Here is a 24536-nt window from a genome sequence, read left to right as displayed (position 1 = left end):
GCCCTGGTCCATCCTAGTTCAAAGTGCACGCGTCGAACCCACTGTGGGGCTCCTCATCTCCCATCCCTTCCGTCATCCTCGGGCTTGACCCGAGGATCCACGCACAAGCGCTTCCACCAAGTGCGCTACCAGTTTGAATCACGGCAAGAGTGCAATGCGACGGTCGTGACCAAACCGTTGGCACGCCGATTTCATCCCCAAGCAACGAGGCCTGCGTTTGGATCCTCGGGTCAAGCCCGAGGATGACGGAGTGTGGGGTGGGGCAAGGGTGGCAAACGCAACACTGCCTGCTCATTCTAGCCCTTGACGGCTATCGTCTCAACCAACACCCTACACGCATGAGTGGATACACTTACATCACCACCAACCACAAACGCGGCACGCTTTACATCGGTGTCACCGCCGATCTCGAACGCCGCATCTACGAACATCGAGAAGGTCTGACGCCTGGCTTCGCGTGGAAATACGGATGCACACGGCTCGTATGGTATGAAGACCACGCCGACATCGTTTCGCCATACAAAGAGAAAAGTCCCTGAAACGCTGGTATCGCCAGTGGAAAGTGGAGCTGATCGAAAAGACAAATCCGGACTGACGAGATTTATACTACGAGCTCTGGTGAAGCCTCACGCTTCCCCCTCGCCTGTGCATCCCAGTCCTTCAACCACAATCCGAATCTCGCATTTCTGACGGTAGCGGGTGATGCCGCACAAAGGCTACTGCATCCCACTACGCCACTTCAGTTGCGCCCGCCATTTGCCCTGATGATCTGGCCGTTGATCCAGCCGCTCTGCGGCCCGGCCAGAAACGATACGATCTGGGCGATATCCTCCGGCAGCCCCAGGCGTCCGAGCGGAATGTCGTTTATCAGCCGCTGGATCAGTGCCTCGGATCTTCCCTTGAACAGCAATTCGGTCGCGATCGGCCCCGGCGCGACCGCATTGACCGTGACGCCGCGCGGACCGAGTTCCTTGGCAAGGATATGGGTCATCGCCTCCACCGCCGCTTTGGTCGCGGCGTAAACGCCGTTGCCGGGGGAGTAGTGACCGATGATGCTGGTGGAGAGATTGATGATGCGGCCGCCATCGCGCACCCGCTTCGCCCCTTCTCGCATTCCATTGAAGGTTCCCGTCAAGTTGACCGCGACCTGCTGCCGAAAATCCTCATCCGAAACCTCGGCCAATGGCGAGAATTTGCTGATCCCGGCATTGTTGACGAGCACGTCGACCTTTCCGAACTCCGCTTCGGCGCGATCGAACAATTCGGTCACGGCCGCGGCATCGGCGACATCGGCACGGACTGCAATCGCGCGACCACCCGCCGCAGCGATACCGGCGACAACATCGGCCGCCTCTTCGGAACTCGATGCGTAATTGACGACGATCTGAAAGCCGTCGGCGGCAAGCTGCTTCGCAATGGCGGCGCCGATGCCCTTGGATGCGCCGGTTACGATCGCTGATCTAATTTCGTTGGACATGCGTCAATTTCCTTGTCGTTCGTACACGCGCTCTCCGCCATGCCTGGGAACTCAATCCCTGCATGTCGTTGAAACGCTTCTTTCGTTGGGTCGCGACCTGTAATATGAGCGATAATTCGCTTTTTGCTACTCGCATTCCAGGAACATGTCCGAAAGCCCGCTCCACAGCCGCGCCACGCCGAGAAAAGCGCCAAAGCAAGCCCGGTCGCTTGCAACAGTCGAAGCGATCGTGGAGGCTGCGGCTCGCATTTTGGAAGAGCGCGGCCATGAGGCCTTCTCCACCAATGCCGTCGCTGAGAAGGCCGGTGTCAGCGTCGGCTCGCTCTATCAATATTTTCCACGCAGGGATGCGCTGATCGGCGCCTTGATCCTGCGCGAGACTTCCCGCCTCGTCGCAGAGGCGGAAATTGCCGCCGACAAAGCCACCGGCAGAGAGGCCCTATCGGCTCTCATCCTCCCTTGCGTCGAGCAGCAGCTTCGCCGGCCGGCGCTCGCCCGCCTGCTCGATTTCGAGGAAGCGCGGCTGCCGCTCGATGCCGCCACCGAAGCGGTCAAGCGGCGATTCTTGGAGCTCACGCGCGCAACCCTGCTGCGACGGGATTTGCCGCCGCAGGCCGATATCGAAGTGGCCAGCCGCGACGTGGTCGCCATCATTAAGGGAATGGTCGATGCCGCAGGGGACCATGGCGACAAGGATAGAAACCAGCTGGCTCTGCGCGTAAAACGCGCCGTTCTTGGCTATTTACACAGCCTCGACTGATATCGAATCGAAGGCGAGCCCAAAAGCCGGAAAGTGTGGCTAGACATTCCGTCTTTGCAAGCGATTGCATTGCAGCATTGCAGAATCCGCATGCCTAGCAAGCTACCAATGATAATCCAATCGATTATATCGATTGAAGCGGCTTCGGGATTCTGCGTTTCCCGCGGGTGTCTCGGCAAGCCGCCGCCAGTTCTTCTTTCGGCCCGTTCGGGCTTTTCGTCCGGCTCGAATCTCGAAGCCTGGTAACAACAAAAACCGAGGATAAAAAAGTGGCTGGCTCAGCAACAAGCTCTGCGCCCACCAGCGCGCGTGCATCCGCACACCAAGGCCAGGGCAATTACCAATTCGCACTTATCGCACTCACCTCACTCTTTTTCATGTGGGGCTTCATCACCTGCCTGAATGACATTCTGGTCCCGCACCTGAAGAGCGTCTTTCAGCTGAATTATACCCAGGCAATGCTCATCCAGCTTTGCTTTTTCGGTGCATACTCCATCATATCGCTGCCTGCCGGCGCGCTCGTGAAGCGTATTACCTATAAGTGGGGCATCGTCGTCGGCCTCGCGATCGCGGCTGTCGGCTGCGCGCTGTTCATCCCGGCTGCCAGCTATCGCGTCTATGCCCTCTTCCTGGGCGCGCTTTTCGTGCTTGCCACCGGCATCACGATCCTGCAGGTTGCCGCCAATCCCTATGTCACCGTATTGGGACCGCCGGATACCGCCGCCAGCCGCCTGAACCTGACGCAGGCCTTCAATTCGCTGGGCACGACGATTGCACCATACTTCGGCGCAATGCTGATCCTGTCCGCTGCGACCGTTGCGGCCACCAACGCGACCCCGGAACAGCTCGACGCTATGCGCCTTGCCGAAGCCGGTGCGGTCAAGTTTCCCTATCTGCTTCTTGCCGCCGCCTTCTTGGTGCTCGCGGCCGTTTTCGCGGCACTGAAACTTCCCGAAGTGGAGGATGAGGAAACCGTCGAGCCGATGCGCGGCGGCGGCTCCGCCTGGCAATACCGCCATCTCGTGCTCGGCGCTGTCGGCATCTTTGTTTATGTCGGCGCCGAAGTCAGCGTCGGCAGCTTCCTGGTCAACTTCCTGAGCCAGCCCGATATCGCCCATCTCTCCGAGGCCGATGCCGCCCACTACGTCTCCTATTTTTGGGGCGGCGCCATGATCGGCCGCTTCATCGGCTCGGCAATCATGCGCCATATCGATGATGGCAAAGCGCTTGCCTTCAATGCTGTCGCCGCAATCATCCTCCTGCTGGTGACGGTGCTGACGACGGGCCATGTCGCCATGTGGTCCGTGCTGGCGATCGGCCTCTTCAACTCGATCATGTTCCCGACGATCTTCAGCCTGGCGCTGCATGGTCTCGGCAAATATACGAGCCAGGGCTCCGGCATTCTTTGCCTCGCCATCGTCGGCGGCGCGATCTTGCCCGTCATTCAGGGCGGCCTTGCCGATACCATCGGCATTCACCTCGCCTTCCTGATGCCGATCATCTGCTACGTCTACATCGCCTTCTATGGCCTCAAGGGCCACAAGCCGGCATAAGCCTTTACAAACCATCGCGCCTCGCCGCCTTCACCGGCGGGGCGCAAAGGGCTTGATCCGAAGCGCGCCGCTTGGCATCGTGCGGCGCAACAAAATAGAAGGACGAGCCTCATGAAAGCGCTGCTGCTCATCGACATCCAGAACGGCTTCTGCCCCGGCGGCAACCTTCCCGTTCCCGAAGGAGATCTGGTGGTGCCTGTCGCCAACGAGCTCATCGACAGCGGCCGATACGATCTCATCGTCGCCTCGCAGGACTGGCATCCGGCCGGTCACGGCAGCTTTGCTTCCGCTCATCCGGGCAAGAAACCCTTTGAAATCGGCATGCTCTCGGGCAAGCCGCAGATGATGTGGCCCGATCACTGCGTCCAGAATAGCAAAGATGCCGAGTTCCACCCGGACCTCCACATCAACGCCGTCGATTTCATCCAGCAGAAGGGCCAGAACCCCGCAGTCGATAGCTATTCCGCCTTCCGCGACAACGATCAGGCAGCTCTCACCGGGCTGGCGGCTTACCTGCGCGATAAGGGCGTCACCGAACTCGATCTTTGCGGGCTGGCAACCGATTATTGCGTCAAGTTCTCGGCACTCGATGCCGTTGAAATGCTGCGCGGCGTTACCGTCCGCTTCATCGAAGACGCAAGCCGAGGCATCGATCCCGCCGGCGTCAAATCGGCAATCGACGAAATGCGAGCCCGAGGCGTTACCATTGCCAATAGCAAGGATACGCTTGCGTAAAATCGCGCAAATCCAGCTAAACCTTCTCTAAACAAAATGATGCAAGCTATGTCCCATCAATAAGTTATCGGGACCTTTAGCGTGCAGTCGATTGTCATCAATGGGCGTTTCCTCAGTCAGCCCTTGTCCGGCGTGCAGCGCTTTGCGCGGGAGCTCACCCTGGCACTCGACCGCAAGATCGCCGCGGGCACCCTGCCCTCCTCCCTGAAAGGAGTGCGCTGGCGCTTGGCCGTGCCGCGCGATACGCCCGTCGATATCAAACTTTCAGCCATAGAGATTGATAGTTTCGGTTCCGGCCCTGGTCATGTCTGGGAACAGACATCCCTGCTTTCCCGCTCGCGCGGCAGCCGGCTCATCGGCTTCGGCGGCAGCGGGCCGCTCCTGCATCGCCGCCAGGCCGTCGTCATCCATGACGTGACGATCTTCCGCCATCCACAGTCCTTCAAGCGCAGCTACCGCCTGCTGCATGGCGCCCTTGGAATCGTGCTAACGCGCACCGCCAAGATCGGTACTGTCTCCGAATTCTCGCGGCAGGAGCTTGCCTCCGTATTCCGGGTGCCATCGACTGGTATCGACGTCGTCTACAATGCCGTCGATCATTACGCCGTCATCGAGCCGGATGAGGCCGTCATACAGCGGCTCGATCTCAAGGCAAACGGTTTCTTCCTGCTCGTAGGCACGATGAAGCCGAACAAGAACCTCGATTTCGCGATCCGCGCCTTCGAGGCGCTCAAGGATGACAATCAGAAGCTCGTGGTCGTTGGCGGCTCCGCGCCGACCGTTTTCAAACCGGACAACCAGCAATCGAATGACACCCTGCTCTTTCCCGGCCGGCTCACCGATGCGGAAATCGCCGCCCTGGAGCGCCATGCCACGGCTTTCGTTTTCCCGAGCCTCTATGAAGGGTTCGGCATCCCGCCCCTGGAAGCGATGACCCAGGGCTGCCCGGTACTTGCGGCCGATATTCCTGCCGTACGCGAAGCGTCGGGCGATGCCGCGCTCTACTTCGATCCCTTCCGACAGGACGAACTTGTCTCCGCGATGCGAAGGATCGCGACGGACGAGGCGTTGCGCCAGGATCTGCGCCGACGCGGCCATGAGAACGTCACGCGCTTCTCCTGGGACGGTAGCGCAGATCGCGTCCTGTCCATTCTGGAAGATCTCTAAGAGATTTCACGACCCGGATTGCGGCCGGAACATCGTAACGAAGTAGCTATAGAGGCCGAGCAGGCAGAAGAGCGCGCCCCCGACAACGCCGACAGCCACAGATATCCAGAGCGAATAGCCAAAACCGGCGGTTGCCAGCACTGGCAGGGCCAGCCCGATGGCCGACAGAACGACGGGCGGCCAGACGAAATCGAAGGCAAGAGACATCATAACCTTGACGCCGATCGCCGTGGCGCATAGCGCGCCAATCATGCCGCCGGCCATGAGGGCTGCATCGCTGAAGGAACCGAGATAGCCGCCGATGAGCGTGCCCGCATTCAGCAGCAGGCAATCCAGCGCCGCGAGCAGGAAGATCGTCAACAGCCGATGCTGCAGGTGCGCAGGAGTGGGCATCATGTTGGCCGTCAGCGCGCGGCATGTCGCAAGGCCGATGACAAAGGGGGCGACGGTAAGAAACTCCTTGCGCAAACCGGCGGCGATGACCAATTGCCCGACCGGCTGCAATAGCGCGAAAATGCCGGCGGCGGTTATCAGCGTCAGACCGGTCAGCAGCGAATAATATTCTCCGAGCTGCTTGGCAAAGGCAGGCGTCCGCCCATCGCGATCATAGGTCGTGACGACATCGGGATATTGAATGGCCTGCAGCGCAGAGACGATCAGGACGAAGGGCCTCTGCAGCAGATCAAGCGCCAGAAGTGCGCCGGCCGCGCCGCCTGCCCCCAACATGGCCGTAAGGATGGATTTCAATCCCAGCGGCGTCAGCATGCCGATAACGGAGGCACTCGCGGCAACGCTGCCATAGACGAAATGCTTGCGTACCAGTGCTTTTTCGAACGAAGCCGCCTCGTGAAGACCGTTGCGCGTCAGAAATGCGGCAAGGAGCCCATATGCAAGATAGCCGGCCATCAGACCGATGACGGTGCATGTGAAAGTCGGAGCAACGGCGGCGCCCGCAAGCGTACCGATTGCCAGAATCGTCGCGCGCGAACCCTGCAGCCGTGAAAAGACGCGAAACTCCTGACGGAAGCGCAGCATGGTAAGATGCAAGTCGCTGCCGCCCTGGAAGATCGCAACCAGGCCGCCAAGCACGGCAATCTCTGCCGAGACCGAAAAGAAGATCGAGACGGAAGCGGCGATCAGGCAGATTGCCGAGCATGCCGCGAATTCTACCGTCAGTGCGTTGCGCTCCAGTGCCTCGCTCTCTGGCCCCTGCCCCGGATAGAATCGACTGCAGGCAAAACGAACCCATTCGAAGCAGAGGATCGCCGCAAACTGGCTGATTGAGATGAACAGCGAATAGGCCGCATAGTCCGCCGGAGCCAGGAGATGCGCCACCGCGATCAGCAGCCCGAAAGCCACTGCCGCCTGATAGAAATATGCAGCCAACGCCACGATCTTTGCCATGGCGACAGCTAACAGGAAAAGATTGAGGAAAGCGCTAACCCGGAAGGGCAATTGCAGTATTCGGCAGCCCGACCGCGCCTGATGGGCCGCCGTCGAAAACCGGCGGGCATTTCATTGCTGAAGAACCTGCTCGCTCCCAACACCAGGGGAGCGGTATCCGCTATTTCCTGCTCGCCTCTCCCCTCATCCAGGCGATAACCGTCTCAAGAGCTGCGGATTTGCGATAGCGCGGCCAGACGAGATAGAAGTCGGATGGGCCGCTTAGCGACCCCTGGATGATCTGCGTCAAACGACCTTCCGCCATATCTCGCGCCACGAAATCGCGGTTGGCAAGAACGATTCCCTGCCCGGCGATCGCCGCCTCTATCGCATGCGATGTCTGGTTGAAGCTGATCCCTTTATAGGAAGCATGAGCCACCCGCCCGAAATGCTTGTCGATGAATTCGGGCCAGGAATTATGGGCGTCATGGAGAAGCGCGTAGTCGGCAAGCTCTTCGGCAGTCCTCGGCGGCTTTCGGTCCTGCAGCAGCACCGGGCTGCAAACGGCGATGATCTCTTGCTCGAAGAGCAGTTCGGTCGCAAGTCCCGGCCCGAAAGGAGGTCGCCCGTAGCGGACTGCAAGATCGACTCCGTCCGTCTGAAAGCCAGACATGCGTTCCGTCGCAAGGATGTGAAGATCGAGATCCGGATGACGAGCCGTAAAATCCGGCAGGCGCGGGATCAGCCATTTCGACGCGAATGTCGGCGTGGTGCTAATGGTGAGCCTGACGGGTTGCGGCTTGAGGTCGCCGGTCGCTTGCGCGATAATTTCAAAGGCACGCCTGATATCGGCGAAATAGCCGCGCCCCTCGCCCGTCAGGGCAAGGCTTCGTGGCATCCGCTCGAACAGTTTGACACCGAGCTCCGCTTCCAACCCTCTCACCTGTTGAGCCACCGCCCCTTGCGTGACGCCGAGTTCCTCGGCGGCGAGCCTGAAGCTATGATGCCGCGCCGATACCTCGAACGCCTTGAGGCCATTGAGAGAAGGAAGCTTACCGACCGAGCCGTCCATGTGATAGTTTTTCTACTGGCAAATAAGAACGCAACTGCTTCGCTTGCGCGCGAGAAAGATGATATTCGATCGGTAAGTTCAAGGCAATCAACTCTACCGAAACCAGACGACGGAGGACCGAAAATGTCGATAGAAAAAGTGGCTGTTATCACGGCGGGCGGCAGCGGCATGGGCGCCGAAAGCGCCAGGCGCCTTGCCGCCGATGGCTTCCATGTCGCCATCCTCTCCTCCTCCGGAAAGGGTGAGACACTGGCTCAGGAGCTTGGCGGCATCGGCGTTACCGGCTCCAATCAGTCGAATGACGATCTCAAGCGCCTGGTCGATGCGACGATCGAAAAATGGGGTCGCATCGATGTGCTCGTCAACAGCGCCGGCCACGGTCCGCGCGCCCCGATCCTTGAGATCACCGACGAGCAATGGCACACCGGCCTTGATGTCTATCTGATGAACGTCATCCGTTCGGTCCGCCTCATCGCTCCCATCATGCAGAAGCAGAAATCCGGCGTAATCATCAACATTTCCACCGCCTGGGCGTTCCAACCATCGGCAATGTTCCCGACTTCGGCCGTATTCCGCGCGGGCCTTGCCTCCTATACGAAGATTTTTGCAGACACCTACGCCGCCGACAACATACGCATGAATAATGTGCTGCCCGGCTGGATCGACAGCCTGCCGGCGACCGAAGAACGCCGTGACAGCGTGCCGATGCAGCGTTATGGCACCAGCGCCGAAATCGCCGCCACCGTTGCCTTCCTGGCCTCCGACGGTGCTGGCTACATCACCGGCCAGAACCTCAAAGTCGATGGCGGCCTGATGCGCTCGGTCTAGCCTTCACAAAATAACATTGTCTCGCTTTCGTTCTCTCGGGCACCGCCTGGGAGAGCGATTTTGTTTGGAGGGCGATAGCGGAGATGAAACTGTCTCCGGCCTGCACCATAAGCTGTAAACTCGCAGTCTGAAAGCGAAGCCCTGGTTGGTGGCTTGGCGAATTGCCTTTTTGCACTGCACACGTTAGAAGTCCCGGCAATTTTGAGGGATGGAAACCGGCAATGCGGAAACCGCATTGCCTGGGGAGGAGTGCCACGATGGAGATCGTCCACACGATAGCCAATCTGCGCGAACGGCTTGGCGAACACCGTAAAGCCGGCAGGCGCATCGGCCTGGTGCCGACCATGGGCTACCTGCATGCCGGCCATATGGAACTCGTCTCGCGCGCAAAAGCCGAGAATGATGTCGTCGTCACCTCGATTTTCGTCAACCCGCTACAGTTCGGCGCCAATGAGGATCTGGCAAAATATCCGCGCGATCTCGATCGCGACAGCGCCATGTTGCGCGATGCCGGCGTCGACTTTCTCTTCGCACCCGGCGTCATCGACATGTATCCGGGACCGATGGAAGCGGTGGTCGACGTGCCGAAGCTCGGGGCGGAGTTGGAGGGCGCCGTTCGTCCGGGACACTTCGCCGGTGTTGCCACCGTCGTCACCAAGCTCTTCAATATCGTCCAGCCCGACAGCGCCTATTTCGGCGAGAAGGACTACCAGCAGGTCACGATCATCCGCCGCATGGTCGAGGATCTGGCCCAGCCTGTCCGGGTCGTACCAGTGCCGACCGTTCGCGATGCGGATGGCCTGGCCCTGTCATCACGCAATATCTATCTGTCGAAGGAAGAGCGTGCCGCCGCTGTTATTGTCCCCAGAGCATTGACGGAAGCTGCAAGGCTTTACGATCTCGGCGCGGACGATCCAGCGGTACTCGAAGAAGCGCTTCGTGCCTTCATCGAAAGGGAGCCACTCGCGACCGTCGAAGTTGCCGCCGTTCGTCATCCCGAAACGCTGGAACCGCTGACCAAACTACAGGGGCAGCCGATCCTCATCGCCTTGTTCGTCCGCATCGGCACCACCCGCCTGCTCGACAACCGGGTTATCGGCAGCAAATCCGCCAACGAAGGGGCCGCCTGAGATGAGCACCGTCGGACACACCAGGCGCACGACGCCGGCAGCCATCGAGGCGATGAAGGGCACGCGTCCGATCGTCAGCCTGACAGCCTATACGACGCCGATCGCCCGCCTGCTCGATCCGCATTGCGACCTGCTTCTGGTGGGTGATTCCCTTGGCATGGTGCTCTACGGCATGGAAACGACCGTCGGCGTCACGCTGGATATGATGATCGCCCACGGCCAAGCGGTCATGCGTGGCGCAAAACATGCCTGCATCATTGTCGACATGCCCTTCGGCTCCTATCAGGAGTCGAAGGAGCAAGCCTTCCGCAATGCGGCGCGCATCCTGAAGGAAACCGGCTGCGATGGCGTGAAGCTCGAAGGTGGCGAGGAAATGGCAGAAACCGTGGCCTTCCTCACCAGTCGCGGTATTCCGGTCTTCGGCCATGTCGGACTGATGCCGCAGCAGGTGAATACGACCGGCGGCTATCGTTCGCTCGGCCGCTCGGAGAAGGAGGCGGATAAGATCCGGCGCGACGCGAAGGCGATCTCGGAGGCCGGCGCCTTCGCAATGGTGATCGAAGGCACGATAGAGCCGCTCGCCCGCGAGATCACCGCCGCCGTCGCCATTCCCACCATCGGCATCGGCGCATCTGCCGCCTGCGATGGACAGATCCTCGTTTCCGACGACATGCTCGGCCTGTTCAACGATTTCAAGCCGCGCTTCGTCAAGCACTTCGCGGAGCTGGCGCTCATGATCTCGAAAGCCGCGGAAGCCTATGCCGAGGAGGTGACAACTCGCACGTTTCCGGCACTGGAGCATACGTTCCAGCCGAAGAAGTAAGACGCCATCAGCTCTTGGCCGGCTCTTTCTCCAAGAGATAGATCGCCTCGCCGAAATCCTCCATCTTGCTCATCAATGCTGCATGGGCATCCCGCAGGCCTTGATTGTAGTAGTAAGGGCCGATCTCGGATGTGAAGAAATCGAGCAGGAATTCAGCGGGCAAGGTGCCGAGCGTCTGGTCCAGCTCATCGGCGAAATAGCGCTGAACGCGGGCGACCATGGCCGCCTTCTCCTCCTTCGAAAAGGTGATCTTCTTCATCTTTCCATCTCCCATTTTGCGAGCGGGCCGAAGCGCTGGATCAAGGAAATCAATTGATCCATCAAGGAAATTCAATTGCTGGCTCCAAAGGTACGGCATACACCTCCCGCCATTGAACAGCGTGGCACTAAATGCGCAAGGGTATAACCATCGTTGGTTCCATGCGGAATGTGCGCCCTCGACACGACATCCAGGCAAAAGCGCCGGATTTTCCACAAAGGACAAAGCGGACCATGAGTCGCGCGGAATTTCTTGAAGGCTTGAAGGGCGGCATTCCCGTCGGCCTCGCTGCGGCGCCCTCCGGCGCCCTCTTCGGTGCGTTGGCGCGCGATCAGGGCATGTCCCTTGGCGAACTGACCCTGATGAGCGGCACCGTCTATGCCGGTGCCAGCCAGATGGTCGGGATCGATCTCTTCGGCCACAATGTTCAGGCCTGGCTCATCGTCCTGTCGATCCTCGCCGTGAACTTCCGCCATGTGCTCTATTCGGCAGCGATCGCTCGCTATATCAGACACTTTTCCGCTGTGGAGAAGTTCTTCACCTTTTTCCTGCTGGTCGATCCCCAATTCGCCGAGACGATCAAGCGCCATGAAAGCGGCAAGCCGGTGACTTTCGCCTGGTATATCGGCTTTGCGGCGGTGATCTATGTTCCCTGGGTGGTGGTGAGCCTGATCGGCGGTCTTCTCGGCAGTTTCATCGGTGACCCCAAAGCCATCGGCCTCGATATTCTGCTGCCGGTCTATTTCCTCGGCATCGTCATGGGCTTCCGCGCGCGCGACAACTTCCTGCCCGTCGTAGCGGTCAGCGCCGTGGCATCGGCCATTGCCTATCGTTATGTGGGCTCACCCTGGCATGTCAGCATCGGCGCACTGGCGGGCGTCTCGCTTGCCGCAATGCTGCCGCCGGTCAAAGCGAATCGCAAGCCTGATATCGCGCACGAAAGCCACGAGGTCTGACCATGCTCGATTTCAATTCGCATATGGTGTTGCTGATTGCGGCCGCGGCCGTGGTGACCTTTCTGACGCGCATCGGCGGCTATATCCTGATCGTCAAGATGACCCGCATTCCGCCACGCGTCGAGGCGGCGCTGAATGCCGTGCCCGCTGCTGTTCTTACGACCCTCGTCGCACCCGCCTTCTTTATCGGCGGCTGGGATATCAAGGTGGCGATGCTCGCAGCCCTTCTCGTCGGCCTGCGCTACCCGTCGACTTACATGCTCGTCACCGGATGGATCGTCGTCATGGCATGGCGCCATTCCATTGGCGCTTGAGACGGACCCATCCCTTTCGAGATGGGATGAGGCCCCTATTTCTCAATGGCTAAGCTCGAGCGTGGCATTTTCCAGCCACGCCCGTACGTCATGATCATGGATCAGCGGCATCAGCGCCTCGCGCGTCCGCGCGTGATACTCGTTCAGCCAATGCAGCTCCTCATGCGTCAGCAGTTCCACCAGCACCAGGCTGCGATCGATCGGGCAGAAGGTCAATGTTTCGAAGCCGAGCATCGGCATGTCACCACCCTCGATCTCCTCCGGCTCGCGAATATAGATCAGGTTTTCGATGCGAATGCCGAAATGACCCGGACGATAGTAGCCGGGTTCGTTGGACAGGATCATGCCGGGAAGCAGTTCCTGCACCGCGAGCCGCGCAATGCGCTGGGGCCCCTCATGCACGGACAAATAGGAGCCAACGCCGTGGCCGGTGCCATGGGCGAAATCGACGCCTGCCTTCCAGAGCGCGATGCGCGCCAGCGGATCGAGATCGCAGCCGCGCGTTCCCTTCGGGAAACGAGCCGTGCTGATGGCGATCATTCCCTTCAGCACCAGCGTGAAGAGGCGCTTCTGCTCTTCGGAGACAGCACCGATGCCAACTGTACGGGTGATGTCGGTGGTACCGTTGATATATTGCGCACCCGAATCGATCAGGAACAGTTCGCCCGCCTGGATCAGCCGGTCGCTCTCCGTGGTCACGCGATAGTGCATGATCGCCGCATGCTCGCCGGCACCGGAGATCGTATCGAAGGAAATGTCCTTCAGCGGGTTTTGCATGCTCTCGCCGACGCGGGCGCGGCAGGCTTCCAGCCGTTCTGCCGCAGCGATTTCCGTCACCGTCCCCGGCTTGTTTGTCTCCAGCCAGTAAAGGAACTCGACCATGGCGGCGCCATCCTGCAGATGGGCAGCCGCAGAACCGTTGATTTCGGCAGCATTCTTGCAAGCACGCGGCAGCTTCGCGGGATCACTGCCCTCCACGACCTCTCCACCTTCACGACGGATGATGTCGGTCAAGGCATAGGAGGCAAGATCCGGATCAACCAGGATGCGCCCGCCATTCGCGGCCACAGCGGCAAGGCGCTTCACGAGCTCCGAAGGCGGCAGTTGCTTGCAGATCTGCGTGAGATAGGCTTCGGCCTCGACCTTGGTCTTGCGTTTGTCGAGGAAGAGCGCCGCTTCCCCTTCCGCATAGATGATGGCGCGGGCTAAGGGATGCGGCGTGTGCGGCACGTCGCTGCCGCGGATATTGAAGATCCAGGCGACAGAGGACGGATCGGTAATCAGTGCCGCCTTGAGGTTCTTTTCCTTGAGGCCGTTTGCAATCGTCGCAAGCTTGTCCTTGGCGAGGATACCGGCCTGGGCGATATCCTGAATGATAACGTTGCCCAGCGGCTCGGGCGGCCGGTCGGTCCAGAGCTTGTCGAGCGGATTGTGGGGCAGGAAGACGAGCTTGCCGTCGATCTCGGCTAGGGCCTTTTCCAGTCGGCGTACTTCCGCACCCGTATGCAGCCACGGATCGATGCCGAGCCGGAAACCTTTCTTCACATAACGCGGCAGCCAGACATGCGGCGGCTCGTTCACCAGATCGCCTCCGCTGAAGACGCTCCGATCCACCTGTTCGGCAAGCTGAGTCACATAACGGCCATCCACGAAAACCACGGCCTGGGAGTGTGTGATAAGCGCAACACCGGCCGATCCCGTGAAGCCTGTGAGCCATGCGAGACGCTCCGAGCATTTGGGCACGTACTCGCCTTGATACTCGTCAGCCCGCGGCACGAGGAAGCCGTCAATGCCGAGATCGCCGAAGGCAGCGCGCAAACCGGTAACACGCTCGCGGCCGAATTGCGGGGTGGAAGTGACGTCGAAAGACTGAAACATGGGCTGATCCGGTAGTAGTGGAGAATCCGTGAAACTGAATAGTGCCAGTATGTTAGAGCATCACGATCGGAAGTGCGACGTGATTTTCGATCTCTAAGACGCTATCTACGATTACCGCAATATCACACCAGATGAGAGTAGTTTATCTCATGTCGGGCCGTTAACGAATCCGCCCATTTCGTGAGCATGCCGGTCCGAATATGACAACTTCACGGCACGAAACATGCATATTGCGCATAGCTCCCATGAAGCTGCCCCCCTGCCACGCCGACGGGCGAGTCGCTATATCCGCAGCATCAAACGGGGTTCACGAAGAACCAGCTCAAAACCAAGGACTTAAGACAATGCCTATCTCTCGCTCCGCATATGTTAGCCCGGCGCTGGCTGGCGAGCGTCGTACCGTACGCCATTCCGTCGGCTCGCTTCGTCAGCTCGAAGTCGAAACCGCAAAGGCAATCGGCGCCAGCCGCGGCGGTCGCCGCTAACAAGTTTACGATCTACGCGTTCCAAGACGATCGCAATCCGGTTCTCCTCCTCCCTCGGATTATGATCAGAACGCTTAGAGCCCGCTTGAGCACTCCTCCTCCACACGCTCGCGGGCAAGATCGGTGAAAACCGATCTGAAGGCGGTGCTTCGGCACCGCCTTTTTTTATTTTCGCGATTGTTGATGCGGGACGTGACCGGCTCAGGGCCGATCAAGATGGATGGTGACCCAGCCGTTGCGCCAGATCGTGCGCACATGACGCAGGCTTGCGCCATTATAGGCAGCCAGAACTTTCCAGCGCTGCTCGGCAAGGATACCCGAAAGAATGACCGAGCCGCCCGGTGCCAGATGCGCCACAAGCTGCGGCGCCATCTTGATGAGCGGACGCGCCAGAATATTGGCGATGATCAGGTCAAACGGCCCATGGCGGGAAAAGGCCGTGGAATGGAATCCCGGTGCCGTCTCCAGCGTGACACCCGAGGCAATGCCGTTGCTGCGGACATTTTCCTTCGCGACGCGAACGGCAATCGGATCGATATCGGTCGCCAGAACCGGAATGTTGCGCAGCTTGCGCACGGCGATCGCCAGCACGCCGCTGCCCGTCCCGAGATCGAGCGCATTGCGCACGCGGCGGCTCGCAACAACCTTCTCGATCGTCTCCAAGCAGCCCGCAGTCGTCCCATGGTGACCGGTGCCGAAGGCTTGCCCGGCTTCGATCTCGATGGCGATGTCGCTGGGGCCGACTTTGTCGCGGTCATGCGAACCGTGCACGAGGAAGCGTCCGGCGCGCACGGGCTTCAACCCTTCCAGCGACTTGGCGATCCAGTCGATATCGGGAAGCACTTCCTTTTGAATGGCGAGATCGGGGAAAGTCGGCTTCAGGAGCGCTTCGAAACGACCACGGACCTCATCCTCGTCCGCAGCATAGAGATAGATCGACGCTTCCCAGACATCGTTCTTTTCGTCGATTTCCGTCGTTGCAATCGGCAATTCTTCGTCTTCGAACACCGGCGTCATCAGGTCCAGAACCTGCCCGGCCTTCTTCTCGGTCGTCGTCACATAAAGGCGGATTTCACTCAACTCGTCGTTCTTTCTCGTTCTTATTCGGCCCAGTCGATCCAAGGCGGTTTCGGCGTGTCATAGCCAGCCACACTCCGAAGCAATGTCCGGCGGATCGGGCCGAAGCGCAACAATAGCGGCGCAAGGAAATTACGCGCCACAACTGCCAGCGGGCGTTGCATCGTCACCAATCGTGTCAGGCCATAGGTCTGTTTCAAAACCTGCTTGACGGCGGGAATTCTCAAAGCCGAATACTCCTGTTCGCGGCCTTCCGCAATGAGCCACGCAAGCCAGCAGGCATCTTCGATACCGAGATTCATGCCCCGCGCGCCGGCCGGCGAATGAATATGGGCTGCATCGCCGGCAAGAAAGACATTGCCCTTGGCCATGGGTTCGACATGCCGGAAGTGGATGCGGAACTGCGAGACCCAGGTCTTTTCGGCAATAGCGGCTGGATGAACGATGCGGCTTTCGAAATTTTCCAGCGTCGAGATGTAGCGGATGATATTGGCCGTGACAGGCAGGCGCCCGACCATGCCGGGATCGAAGAGCGATATCTCTGCAAAATGCGCATCTGCCGGCTCCGCATAGCGAAAATCGGCAAGATAGAAATAAGCCTCCAGCGCCTCGCCCGGGAAGCCGGCACCAAGTGCCTTGCGCACCGCAGAATGGGCGCCATCTGCACCGATCAATATGTCCAGCTGCACCGTTTCCAACGTACCATCAGCTCGACGCAGCGTGACCTCCGGCTTTTGAGGGTCCGATATGGCCTCTGTAATCACTGTCGTCTGCCATTCAGGCGAGATGCCATAGGTTGAAAGCGCTTCCATCAGCAGGCGTTCGGTACTGCCCTGCGGCAGAGCGCAAATAGCACTGAAGGGGCCTTTCACCTCGCGAGTATCCAGCTCGATCAAAATTTTCTTATTCGCGCGGACGCGAAACTGCTCGATCGGTTGCGCGTCGGTGACGATGCGCTCGGCAACGCCGGAAGGAGACAGCAGCGTCAGCGTTCGGGCATTAACACCGAGAGCCCGGCTTTCCTGCAGCGGCGTCGGACCAGTGCCGTCATCGACGATACGCGGCGAGAAGCCGCGACGGGCGAGCTCGAGAGCGGCGGCAAGGCCGACCGGCCCAGCCCCCGCGATCAGGATGGATCTGGATTTTCCCCGTCCGCCAATCCCCTCGCCCATGCGGGTCCTATCCCTTCTTGACCAGGTTCTCCAGCTTCTTCACCGCCACGTCCGGATCCTCCTCATAAGCGATGGTCCCGGCAAAGCGGCCCTGCGAATCCAGCAGGAAGACGGAAGCCGTGTGATCCATCGTATAGTCGCCATTCGGCTGCTTGTCGTCGACCGGCACTTTCTTGGCATAGACACGGAAGCCCTTGACCATATCCATCACCTTGGCGGGATCGCCGGAAATGCCGGTGATGCGCTTCGATACGTTGGAGACATATTGGTCCATGATCGCGGGCGTATCGCGTTCGGGATCAACCGTCACAAAATAGGCGTTGAGCTTGCTCCCATCAGGGTCGACCTTCTGCAGCCAGGCGTTCAGCTCGAACAGCGTCGTCGGGCAGACATCAGGGCAATGAGTATAGCCGAAGAAAACGGCCGACGGCTTGCCACGAAACGCCTGGTCGCTGATCGGCTGGCCGCTCTGCGAAACGAGCGTGAAGGGCACGCCATAAGGCCCGGATGCCGCCACCTCGGGCGACTTGCCGCCGCCAAAGCTAAACCAGCCCAATAGTCCGGCCACGATCAACACGGCCACCCAAACTGCAATCCGCACGCTTCTCATGAATGCCATTCCTCACCAATACGGACGATCACGCTGAAAGTGCAGTGCAATCGACCTTCTAGTCGATGTAACGGCTCGAAGTGGAGGACGCAATTCAAGAAGATGTTCAGAGGAGGCCGAAATCGTCGCAGCATGCGGTGCGGTTCGGTGGTCTTCCAAGCCTTGATCACTCCATTTCGTCGCTCTTCTTGGGCCGGAGAGACAAAATCTGCATTCATGTTAAACCAATCCTAACCAGTCCGCGCCAACATCTGCAGCAAAGGTCGAATTCCACTTCGCTCGCCGCCCGAAAGCGCGGCAAACCTCTTTATTCCAGAAGGGCATGACGCCCGCCGGAACGCTAGGCGCATCTTGCGCCGAAGCACCGGACGCTGCCGCTGCCCAAGCCGCTCCAGCCGATCTCTCTTTTCAATCGCGAGCGTCGCTTGCGGCGATGCCAAACGGGAAGTTCTCGAATATGACGAACGCCATCAAGCAATCGGGCACCTATCTGGAAATCGTCTCCTTTCACCTGGGCGATCAGGAATTCTGCATCGACATCATGGCCATCCGCGAAATCCGCGGCTGGGCTCCGGTGACGCCGATGCCGCATACGCCGCCTTACGTGCTCGGCCTTATCAACCTGCGCGGTGCGGTCATCCCGGTCATCGATATGGCCTGCCGCCTCGGCATGAAGATGACCGAACCTTCGGAGCGCTCCGCAATCATCGTCACGGATATTGCCGGCAAGCTCGTCGGCCTGCTGGTCGAACAGGTCTCTGATATGATGTCGATCAAAAGCGAAGACCTGCAGCCGGCGCCGGAAATCATCCCCGAAGCACAGCGCGCCTTCTGCCGCGGCATCGTGGCGCTGGAAAAGACCATGGTCTGCTTCCTCAACCTCGATACGGTCATTGCGGATCAGTTGGCACAGGCAGCCTGATTTCAATAAGTTAGCTCAACAAAAGAAGATCGCCCTGCAGCCGAGCTCCAGGGCGATCGCTTTTTATACAACCGGTTTTGGCAGGGGTGTAGCCAATCACACGGTCTTGCAGGCCGTGAACAGGGGCGAGAGTCGCCTCCCTGTTCGCCTTCGAAATTGCATCAAAAAGGTGCAAACCGAAAGCAACCAGAAGCAATTCGACAACCCAAGAGTATGACTTTTTTTGGTATTATCTTCTACGGGTTATTTTTGAGGTATAAAAATACCGTCATTTCGGTTTGCCGTTCTTCCAGGTCACCTGCTGGCCGAACAAGGGGATCGTCGAAATGGCCATCTTGGCAGAACCATCCGTCAGCTGCCGGGAATGGATGAGATAGACCAGCGTATCGTTCTTCTTGTCGTAAATACGGGTGACGACCAGCTTCTTCCAGATGAGCGATAGCCCAGCGCGAAATACCTCCTCACCGCTCTGAGACAGGTTGATATCACCGATCTCGATTGGACCGGTCTGACGGCAGGCGATGGAATTGTTGGAAGGATCTTCGAACCAGTTGCCCTTGCGCAGCCGGTCGATCACGCTGCGATCGAAATAGGTTACATGGCACGTGATGCCTGAGACTTCGGGGTCCGGCACGGCATCGACCAGTATATCATTGCCCGTCCAGTCCACACCGACCTTGCCGATGACCTCGGCTGACGCAGAAACGGGCGCCGCGACCAGAAAAGACGCGGCAATGGCGGCGAAGAATTTGGGTGAACGCATCGAACATCCTCCAACAACAGCCGCCGGGAGCAAGAGCGGCTTGGCTAAGGTAAGATGGTCCATGAACGATGCAAGATGGGCCGCCTATTTCCGCGTGCAACGCTTCACGGTCGATGCAGCAGCGATCCACATAATGGACGCCGCAGCCAAAGCAACGGCGTCCGAACCCACGCAGGCAGCGCGTCATCTCACTTCTGGCTGATTGCGACCGTTCCGGTTTCCAGCAGCGACTTGAGGTTGGACAGGATTTTCGGCCAGCCACCGGAAACCGCCTCGATAAGCTTGGAGTTTTCAACCTCGATCGTGTGGGCAACGGTTAGCTTCACGACACCGTCCGCCGGCTCCAGTTCCATCACGCAACGCGACCAGCCTTCGGCCTTCAGATCCGGGCGCCACTCATTGCGCCAGTTAATGGCGAGCCGCCGTGGCGGATCGAACTCAGCAATCTCTCCTGCATCGGCAATCCGACCATCCGGAAAGAGCATTTTCCACGGCGATCCAACCTTCCACTCGGTCTCGTGGACCATATCGAACCAGTATTGCTTGATGAATTCCGGCGTGGTCAGCGCCGACCAGAGCTTTTCCGGCGTGGTGCGGATGAAGGTGACGTAGACGAATTTGCTTCCAGTCATGCCATTTCTCCTTGTTTGAATTTTATTGCTTGTTGAACTCACGAACCGCCGCCGTCCTCCAGCACTTTCTTCAAGGCCGAAAGCGCATTCAGATGCCGCTGTTCGAACTTGTTGATCCAGCGTTCGGCGATGCCGTTGATCGGGATCGCGTTGATGAAATGCAGCTTCTCGCGTCCATGCTTCTCTGAGGAGACGAGATTGGCCTCCTCCAGAATGGCAAGATGCTTGGCGACCGCCTGGCGGCTCATGTCCAGATCTTCGCAGAGCGCATTCAATGTCTGCCCGTTCTGCTCATAGAGCCTGTCGAGCAATTGTCGCCGGCTGGCATCCGCCAGCGCCTTGAAGATCGCATCATCATCATCCACGGACACGAAACCATTTAGTTGCCTTTTCTTGTTTATAGGCAACCAAATGGTTGCCTGTCAAGTAATATGTGAAGCGACGCAAACCCATCGCGCCGTGAGGAGGCGGCGGTTCCATCTAGGGATTTATGCAAGGAACGATTGACAACTTCCGCATCGCGTCGGATCATCCGCCCATGATCGCAAACCGCACCATGGTGACACACCTTCACACCATCTCTCCCTTTGCAGGGCGAGTGGAAGCTGTGTTGCGCTGAGCTGACCGCGATCCATCTCAACCCTGCCGAGGCGAGCAGGGTTGAAGCCTCCTTGCTCTCCTCCCCATTGTCAAAGGAGAGCCCATGAATTCCGAGCAGCAAGAACCGGACGAGCGACGATCAAAAAAATTTGGCTCAGTCGAGATTCGCGCAGCACGCCCATCCGATGCCGAAGGGATCGCCGCGATCGCCAATCTTCCCGGCTTTCGCGCCGGCACGCTGCGGCTGCCTTTCCAAAGCACCGAAGAGACGCAACGGTGGCTGGACAAGCATGATGCCAACGCCGTCAGGCTCGTCGCCGTGCTTGATGGGCAGATCGTCGGCAATGCCGGCATGCAACGCCTTGCCGGCCGGCGGATTCACAGCGGCAATATCGGCATGGGCGTGCATGACGACTTTACCAGCTGCGGCATCGGCTCCGCGCTATTGGGCGCGCTTATCGATACCGCGGACAATTGGCTGGCGATCAAGCGGCTGGAACTGACCGTCTATGTCGACAACGCGCGGGCGATCGGCCTCTACGAGAAATTCGGATTCGAAACCGAGGGTCGCCTACGCGCCTTCGGTTTCCGCAACGGCGAATATGTGGATGCGCTCACCATGGCGCGGCTGAGATTGTGAGCAATCGCGCGGCGGCGGATGCGATTCCGCCGCCCCCCATCATCAGTCGATCAAATCCAGCCACTCATCCTCGGTCATGACCTGGACATTGAACTCGCGCGCCTTGTCGAGCTTCGAGCCGGCGCCCGGCCCGGCCACGACGATATCGGTCTTCTTCGACACCGAGCCGGAAACCTTGGCTCCCAGGCTCTCAGCCTTCGCCTTAGCCTCGTCGCGGGTGAATTTTTCCAGCGAGCCGGTAAAGACGACGGTCTTGCCAGCGACGGGGCTGCCAGAAGTCACCGGCTGCTCGGCCTCCTGCGGCTGCACTTCTTCCAGGAGCTTCGCGATAACTTCGATATTGCGCGGCTCCTTATAGAATTCGACGATGGCCCGCGCCACCACTTCACCGATACCCTCTATATTGTTGAGGTCATTCCACGCATCACCGCTAAGGGGTGCCGCTTCCTTCATTCCTGCCTCGAAGGCGGCATAAGTGCCGTAGGACCGCGCAAGCAACTTGGCCGTCGTCTCGCCGACATGGCGGATGCCAAGCGCAAAGATGAAGCGATGCAGGGCGATCTGGCGCCGCTCATTGATCGCGGCATAAAGCTTGCCAACACTCACCTTGCCGAAGCCGTCGATATTTTCCAGCTTCGCAAGCGATGCCTGCTGGCGCTTTTCCAAAGTGAAGATATCAGGCGCGATCCTGATCTGCAGCGCCGGATCGTCGCTTTCGAAAAAGAAATCGATCTGCTTCGAGCCAAGCCCCTCGATGTCATAGGCATTGCGCGAAACGAAATGCTTGAGATGCTCGGTCGCCTGCGCCCGACAGATGAAGCCGCCGGTGCAACGCGTGACAGCGTCGACCTTACCGGTCTTCTCGTTGATATCGCGCACAGCATGGCTGCCGCAGACGGGGCAGACCTTAGGAAATTCATAGGGCGCGCTCGACGCCTCCCGCTTCTCCAGGACAACATCGACGATCTGCGGGATAACGTCGCCAGCCCGCTGCACGATCACAATATCGCCGACGCGGATATCACGGCCATCGCGGATCGGCTCGCCCTTGTTGCCGATACCCTTGATGTAGTCGGCATTATGAAGGGTCGCATTGGTCACGACGACGCCGCCGACCGTGATCGGCTCCAATCGCGCGACCGGCGTCAGCGCGCCGGTGCGGCCGACCTGGATATCGATCCCGACCAGACGCGTGAAGGCCTGCTCCGCCGGGAATTTATGCGCGGTCGCCCAGCGCGGCGAGCGCGAGCGGAAACCAAGGCGAGCCTGCAGTTCCAGGCTATCGACCTTGTAGACGACACCGTCGATATCATAATCGAGATCCGGCCGCTGCAGCCCTATCTGATCGTAATGCGCGAGAATATCGGCAACCGAATTCAAGCGCTCCATCAACGGGTTGACCGGAAAGCCCCAGGATTTGAAGGTCTGCACCATGCCGTATTGCGTATCGGCCGGCATGTCCGACATCTCGCCCCAGGCATACGCAAAGAATTTCAACTTGCGGCTCGCCGTCACCTTCGCGTCGAGCTGACGCAGCGATCCTGCCGCGGTGTTGCGCGGATTGACATAGGTCTGCTTGCCTTCAGCTTCCATTTGCGCGTTGAGCGCCAGGAAATCGCTCTTGGCCATGTAGACCTCACCGCGCACTTCGACGACGGCAGGAGCGCCTGCGGGCAAGGTCTGCGGGATTTCCTGGATGGTCCTGATATTGGCGGTGACATTCTCGCCGGTCGTGCCGTCGCCGCGCGTCGCGGCGCTGACCATGCGGCCATTCTCGTAGCGGATCGACATGGAAAGGCCGTCGATCTTCGGCTCAGCAGTAAAGGCAATCGAATTATCCGGCAGGCGGCCGAGGAAACGATAGACGCTGGCGACGAAATCCTCGACATCCTCCTGCGAGAACGTGTTGTCGAGCGAGAGCATCGGTCTTGCATGGACGACGGGAGCAAACGTCTCAGATGGCGCCGCGCCGACCCGCCGCGACGGGCTATCGGCGCGAATCAATGCGGGAAACCGCGCCTCGATGGCATCATTGCGCCGCTTCAGCGCATCATACTCCGCATCCGAAATCTCAGGCGCATCCTTGCCGTGGTAAAGCGCATCGTTGCGCGCGATCTCCGCAGCTAGATAGGCAAGCGCCGCGGCCGCTTCCTCTTCGGTCAAATCCTCGACAGGCTTCTGTTCGGTGCTCATGAATCTACACTCCCCGATTTTGAAGATGTTTTAGAGCACTTCCGTAAAAAGTGGGAAGCGGTTTTCGGTCCGGAACACGGAAAAACAAAGGGAAAATCTGCATTTCAGTTACCGAACGCCGATAACCATCATGGTAGCGTTCACGACAACTTTACGCCATGATCGGCCGTTCTTGGTGTTACAGATGCGGGAAACATCGGCCTCGATACAGCCTTGGTGGAATTCTCTTCCCAATTCCTGGACTGCGGCCCTTCCCCGCCTATCGCAGGCGATTTAAGATAAGTTATTATGAGAACGAGAGACCTCTGGAAATGATCGGATCGTCAGCAGAAATTCGAAATCACGCATGAAGCATCGCCTTGCCGTTCTCTCCATTTTTCTCATCGCTGCAGTTTTGATCATGAGCTCGTTCGTCAGCCGCTCTGCTTTAGGGCTGGTCGTTAGAGCTTGCGAAGTCAACTCTACCCTGACAGGCTCACCATATCCGTGCCTCAAGATAGTCCGGTCGCAGGAGCCATTGTCTTCATACGTTGTTCTTCGCGAGCCGGCCGACAAAGAGCGAACCATTCTTGCACCGCTCGCCGATGTACCCGGCATCGAGGACCCACGCCTTCTGGCCACGGGAGCGCCGAACTATTTTGACGAAGCGTGGAGAGAGCTGTCAGCGACCGATCCGCGTGCAATGAAAGCTTCGCGACAGAATTTTGCCCTGGCGATAAACGCAGCCAGTTGGCGCACACAAGACCGACTTCATATCCACATGGGGTGCGAGACGCCTCGCTTTAGGGCGCTCTTGAAGGCCCATGTGACGGAAATTGAAAGCGGCCGGTTTACGGACCTGAAGACGCGAGCTGGTTGGTGGGCAACCTTCCATGCAGCCGATGACCTCTCGAATTTGAACCCGCTGAAGCTCGTCGCAGACGGCGTTGATGGCGCCCGTTCAAATATGGAAAACGTCGTGGTCGGCGTCTTTGGCTCGATATTGCCGGACGGACAGCGTGGCTTCTATATTCTCGCGAGAATAAACGAAGCGCACAAATCCCGCGGGTCGGCGGAGGATATGATCGATCCTAAATGCCAGCTCTAATGCATGTTGCTCAGACGCGG

The 24536-nt window shown here is 59.1% G+C and carries 26 protein-coding genes and 1 pseudogene; 15 read left to right on the top strand and 12 right to left on the bottom strand.

Annotated features, from left to right (window positions below):
* The first annotated feature begins 338 nt into the window (after nucleotides 1–338).
* Nucleotides 339–595, top strand: a pseudogene (locus tag PH562_RS03220) (GIY-YIG nuclease family protein).
* A 144-nt stretch (nucleotides 596–739) separates the two neighbouring features.
* Here PH562_RS03220 and PH562_RS03215 read toward each other — a convergent pair.
* Nucleotides 740–1477 (bottom strand): SDR family oxidoreductase, encoded by a 738-nt coding sequence (locus PH562_RS03215; protein ID WP_285171391.1) that lies wholly within the window; start codon nucleotides 1475–1477, stop codon nucleotides 740–742.
* 145 nt (nucleotides 1478–1622) lie between these two features.
* Between PH562_RS03215 and PH562_RS03210 the strand changes: the two genes are divergently transcribed.
* From PH562_RS03210 to PH562_RS03195, 4 genes are all read left to right on the top strand, one after another.
* Nucleotides 1623–2237, top strand: coding sequence for a TetR/AcrR family transcriptional regulator (locus PH562_RS03210; protein WP_285171390.1), 615 nt, complete (start codon nucleotides 1623–1625; stop codon nucleotides 2235–2237).
* Between the two features lie 269 nt (nucleotides 2238–2506).
* A complete protein-coding gene (locus PH562_RS03205) occupies nucleotides 2507–3790 on the top strand; it encodes a sugar MFS transporter (protein ID WP_285171389.1) in 1284 nt (427 codons plus the stop codon).
* A 111-nt stretch (nucleotides 3791–3901) separates the two neighbouring features.
* On the top strand, nucleotides 3902–4525 hold the full coding sequence (gene pncA, locus PH562_RS03200; RefSeq protein ID WP_285171388.1) for a bifunctional nicotinamidase/pyrazinamidase: 624 nt from the start codon (nucleotides 3902–3904) through the stop codon (nucleotides 4523–4525).
* An 81-nt stretch (nucleotides 4526–4606) separates the two neighbouring features.
* Entirely contained in the window at nucleotides 4607–5692 is a 1086-nt protein-coding gene (locus tag PH562_RS03195) for a glycosyltransferase family 4 protein (protein ID WP_285171387.1), read from the top strand.
* Between the two features lie 6 nt (nucleotides 5693–5698).
* On the opposite strand, the gene PH562_RS03190 is transcribed toward PH562_RS03195, so the two are convergent.
* Entirely contained in the window at nucleotides 5699–7084 is a 1386-nt protein-coding gene (locus PH562_RS03190) for a polysaccharide biosynthesis protein (protein WP_285171386.1), read from the bottom strand.
* A 172-nt stretch (nucleotides 7085–7256) separates the two neighbouring features.
* Nucleotides 7257–8147, bottom strand: a complete 891-nt coding sequence (gcvA, locus tag PH562_RS03185; RefSeq protein WP_285171385.1) for a transcriptional regulator GcvA — start codon at nucleotides 8145–8147, stop codon at nucleotides 7257–7259.
* Between the two features lie 123 nt (nucleotides 8148–8270).
* Between gcvA and PH562_RS03180 the strand changes: the two genes are divergently transcribed.
* The 3 genes from PH562_RS03180 to panB all read left to right on the top strand — a co-directional run bounded on the left by PH562_RS03180 (nucleotide 8271) and on the right by panB (nucleotide 10928).
* Entirely contained in the window at nucleotides 8271–8975 is a 705-nt protein-coding gene (locus PH562_RS03180; RefSeq protein WP_285171384.1) for an SDR family oxidoreductase, read from the top strand.
* A gap of 257 nt (nucleotides 8976–9232) precedes the next feature.
* Nucleotides 9233–10105 carry a pantoate--beta-alanine ligase gene (panC, locus tag PH562_RS03175; RefSeq protein ID WP_285171383.1) on the top strand — a complete coding sequence of 291 codons (873 nt, stop codon included), beginning with the start codon at nucleotides 9233–9235 and terminating at the stop codon, nucleotides 10103–10105.
* A 1-nt stretch (nucleotide 10106) separates the two neighbouring features.
* The gene (panB, locus tag PH562_RS03170; protein WP_285171382.1) at nucleotides 10107–10928 is read left to right on the top strand and encodes a 3-methyl-2-oxobutanoate hydroxymethyltransferase; all 822 of its coding nucleotides are present in this window, start codon (nucleotides 10107–10109) and stop codon (nucleotides 10926–10928) included.
* Between the two features lie 7 nt (nucleotides 10929–10935).
* Here the strand turns inward: panB and PH562_RS03165 are convergent, their stop codons facing one another.
* Nucleotides 10936–11187 (bottom strand): DUF2164 domain-containing protein, encoded by a 252-nt coding sequence (locus tag PH562_RS03165; protein WP_113230529.1) that lies wholly within the window; start codon nucleotides 11185–11187, stop codon nucleotides 10936–10938.
* A gap of 233 nt (nucleotides 11188–11420) precedes the next feature.
* Here PH562_RS03165 and PH562_RS03160 point away from each other — a divergent pair, with 233 nt between their 5' ends.
* The gene (locus PH562_RS03160) at nucleotides 11421–12143 is read left to right on the top strand and encodes an AzlC family ABC transporter permease (protein ID WP_285171380.1); all 723 of its coding nucleotides are present in this window, start codon (nucleotides 11421–11423) and stop codon (nucleotides 12141–12143) included.
* A gap of 2 nt (nucleotides 12144–12145) precedes the next feature.
* Complete coding sequence (locus tag PH562_RS03155; RefSeq protein WP_285171379.1) at nucleotides 12146–12457, top strand: AzlD family protein; 312 nt, start codon at nucleotides 12146–12148, stop codon at nucleotides 12455–12457.
* 42 nt (nucleotides 12458–12499) lie between these two features.
* Here PH562_RS03155 and PH562_RS03150 read toward each other — a convergent pair whose 3' ends face one another.
* Nucleotides 12500–14335, bottom strand: a complete 1836-nt coding sequence (locus PH562_RS03150; protein ID WP_285171378.1) for an aminopeptidase P family protein — start codon at nucleotides 14333–14335, stop codon at nucleotides 12500–12502.
* Between the two features lie 344 nt (nucleotides 14336–14679).
* On the opposite strand from PH562_RS03150, the gene PH562_RS03145 reads away from it, so the two are divergent.
* A complete protein-coding gene (locus tag PH562_RS03145) occupies nucleotides 14680–14820 on the top strand; it encodes a hypothetical protein (protein WP_162711788.1) in 141 nt (46 codons plus the stop codon).
* Nucleotides 14821–15021: 201 nt separating this feature from the next.
* On the opposite strand, the gene PH562_RS03140 is transcribed toward PH562_RS03145, so the two are convergent.
* From PH562_RS03140 to PH562_RS03130, 3 genes are read right to left on the bottom strand one after another with little or no spacing between them, the layout of a single operon-like run.
* Complete coding sequence (locus tag PH562_RS03140) at nucleotides 15022–15900, bottom strand: 50S ribosomal protein L11 methyltransferase (RefSeq protein WP_285171376.1); 879 nt, start codon at nucleotides 15898–15900, stop codon at nucleotides 15022–15024.
* A gap of 20 nt (nucleotides 15901–15920) precedes the next feature.
* A complete protein-coding gene (locus PH562_RS03135) occupies nucleotides 15921–17069 on the bottom strand; it encodes an FAD-dependent oxidoreductase (RefSeq protein ID WP_285171375.1) in 1149 nt (382 codons plus the stop codon).
* Nucleotides 17070–17076: 7 nt separating this feature from the next.
* A complete protein-coding gene (locus PH562_RS03130) occupies nucleotides 17077–17679 on the bottom strand; it encodes an SCO family protein (RefSeq protein ID WP_285171374.1) in 603 nt (200 codons plus the stop codon).
* A 457-nt stretch (nucleotides 17680–18136) separates the two neighbouring features.
* Here PH562_RS03130 and PH562_RS03125 point away from each other — a divergent pair, with 457 nt between their 5' ends.
* Complete coding sequence (locus tag PH562_RS03125) at nucleotides 18137–18601, top strand: chemotaxis protein CheW (protein ID WP_069612836.1); 465 nt, start codon at nucleotides 18137–18139, stop codon at nucleotides 18599–18601.
* Between the two features lie 268 nt (nucleotides 18602–18869).
* On the opposite strand, the gene PH562_RS03120 is transcribed toward PH562_RS03125, so the two are convergent.
* The gene (locus PH562_RS03120) at nucleotides 18870–19364 is read right to left on the bottom strand and encodes a CreA family protein (RefSeq protein WP_113230522.1); all 495 of its coding nucleotides are present in this window, start codon (nucleotides 19362–19364) and stop codon (nucleotides 18870–18872) included.
* Between the two features lie 61 nt (nucleotides 19365–19425).
* Between PH562_RS03120 and PH562_RS03115 the strand changes: the two genes are divergently transcribed.
* Nucleotides 19426–19566, top strand: a complete 141-nt coding sequence (locus tag PH562_RS03115; RefSeq protein WP_162738122.1) for a hypothetical protein — start codon at nucleotides 19426–19428, stop codon at nucleotides 19564–19566.
* On the opposite strand, the gene PH562_RS03110 is transcribed toward PH562_RS03115, so the two are convergent.
* Both PH562_RS03110 and PH562_RS03105 read right to left on the bottom strand, forming a co-directional pair.
* Nucleotides 19553–19996 (bottom strand): SRPBCC family protein, encoded by a 444-nt coding sequence (locus PH562_RS03110; protein WP_113230521.1) that lies wholly within the window; start codon nucleotides 19994–19996, stop codon nucleotides 19553–19555. The two genes, PH562_RS03115 and PH562_RS03110, sit on opposite strands and share 14 nt — an antisense overlap.
* 38 nt (nucleotides 19997–20034) lie before the next feature.
* On the bottom strand, nucleotides 20035–20367 hold the full coding sequence (locus PH562_RS03105) for an ArsR/SmtB family transcription factor (RefSeq protein WP_285171373.1): 333 nt from the start codon (nucleotides 20365–20367) through the stop codon (nucleotides 20035–20037).
* A gap of 332 nt (nucleotides 20368–20699) precedes the next feature.
* Between PH562_RS03105 and PH562_RS03100 the strand changes: the two genes are divergently transcribed.
* Nucleotides 20700–21236, top strand: coding sequence for a GNAT family N-acetyltransferase (locus PH562_RS03100; protein ID WP_113230520.1), 537 nt, complete (start codon nucleotides 20700–20702; stop codon nucleotides 21234–21236).
* A 42-nt stretch (nucleotides 21237–21278) separates the two neighbouring features.
* Here the strand turns inward: PH562_RS03100 and ligA are convergent, their stop codons facing one another.
* Entirely contained in the window at nucleotides 21279–23429 is a 2151-nt protein-coding gene (gene ligA, locus PH562_RS03095; RefSeq protein ID WP_285171372.1) for an NAD-dependent DNA ligase LigA, read from the bottom strand.
* 346 nt (nucleotides 23430–23775) lie between these two features.
* On the opposite strand from ligA, the gene PH562_RS03090 reads away from it, so the two are divergent.
* On the top strand, nucleotides 23776–24516 hold the full coding sequence (locus tag PH562_RS03090) for a CDP-diacylglycerol diphosphatase (protein ID WP_113230518.1): 741 nt from the start codon (nucleotides 23776–23778) through the stop codon (nucleotides 24514–24516).
* Nucleotides 24517–24536: the final 20 nt, after the last annotated feature.

The sequence above is a fragment of the Rhizobium centroccidentale genome, assembly GCF_030182565.1.
GTDB lineage: Bacteria > Pseudomonadota > Alphaproteobacteria > Rhizobiales > Rhizobiaceae > Rhizobium.
This window is presented reverse-complemented; position numbering and strand designations above follow the sequence as displayed.

Bases quoted from the DNA above. Each gene is read 5' to 3' on its own strand.
- PH562_RS03090 (WP_113230518.1), top strand. From the start codon at position 23,776: ATGAAGCATCGCCTTGCCGTTCTCTCCATTTTTCTCATCGCTGCAGTT.
- PH562_RS03155 (WP_285171379.1), top strand. From the start codon at position 12,146: ATGCTCGATTTCAATTCGCATATGGTGTTGCTGATTGCGGCCGCGGCC.
- panB (WP_285171382.1), top strand. From the start codon at position 10,107: ATGAGCACCGTCGGACACACCAGGCGCACGACGCCGGCAGCCATCGAG.
- PH562_RS03165 (WP_113230529.1), bottom strand. From the start codon at position 11,187: ATGAAGAAGATCACCTTTTCGAAGGAGGAGAAGGCGGCCATGGTCGCC.
- panC (WP_285171383.1), top strand. From the start codon at position 9,233: ATGGAGATCGTCCACACGATAGCCAATCTGCGCGAACGGCTTGGCGAA.
- PH562_RS03130 (WP_285171374.1), bottom strand. From the start codon at position 17,679: ATGAGAAGCGTGCGGATTGCAGTTTGGGTGGCCGTGTTGATCGTGGCC.
- PH562_RS03160 (WP_285171380.1), top strand. From the start codon at position 11,421: ATGAGTCGCGCGGAATTTCTTGAAGGCTTGAAGGGCGGCATTCCCGTC.
- PH562_RS03215 (WP_285171391.1), bottom strand. From the start codon at position 1,477: ATGTCCAACGAAATTAGATCAGCGATCGTAACCGGCGCATCCAAGGGC.
- PH562_RS03145 (WP_162711788.1), top strand. From the start codon at position 14,680: ATGCCTATCTCTCGCTCCGCATATGTTAGCCCGGCGCTGGCTGGCGAG.
- ligA (WP_285171372.1), bottom strand. From the start codon at position 23,429: ATGAGCACCGAACAGAAGCCTGTCGAGGATTTGACCGAAGAGGAAGCG.
- PH562_RS03210 (WP_285171390.1), top strand. From the start codon at position 1,623: ATGTCCGAAAGCCCGCTCCACAGCCGCGCCACGCCGAGAAAAGCGCCA.
- PH562_RS03120 (WP_113230522.1), bottom strand. From the start codon at position 19,364: ATGCGTTCACCCAAATTCTTCGCCGCCATTGCCGCGTCTTTTCTGGTC.
- gcvA (WP_285171385.1), bottom strand. From the start codon at position 8,147: ATGGACGGCTCGGTCGGTAAGCTTCCTTCTCTCAATGGCCTCAAGGCG.
- PH562_RS03180 (WP_285171384.1), top strand. From the start codon at position 8,271: ATGTCGATAGAAAAAGTGGCTGTTATCACGGCGGGCGGCAGCGGCATG.
- pncA (WP_285171388.1), top strand. From the start codon at position 3,902: ATGAAAGCGCTGCTGCTCATCGACATCCAGAACGGCTTCTGCCCCGGC.
- PH562_RS03135 (WP_285171375.1), bottom strand. From the start codon at position 17,069: ATGGGCGAGGGGATTGGCGGACGGGGAAAATCCAGATCCATCCTGATC.
- PH562_RS03125 (WP_069612836.1), top strand. From the start codon at position 18,137: ATGACGAACGCCATCAAGCAATCGGGCACCTATCTGGAAATCGTCTCC.
- PH562_RS03100 (WP_113230520.1), top strand. From the start codon at position 20,700: ATGAATTCCGAGCAGCAAGAACCGGACGAGCGACGATCAAAAAAATTT.
- PH562_RS03150 (WP_285171378.1), bottom strand. From the start codon at position 14,335: ATGTTTCAGTCTTTCGACGTCACTTCCACCCCGCAATTCGGCCGCGAG.
- PH562_RS03110 (WP_113230521.1), bottom strand. From the start codon at position 19,996: ATGACTGGAAGCAAATTCGTCTACGTCACCTTCATCCGCACCACGCCG.
- PH562_RS03115 (WP_162738122.1), top strand. From the start codon at position 19,426: ATGAACGATGCAAGATGGGCCGCCTATTTCCGCGTGCAACGCTTCACG.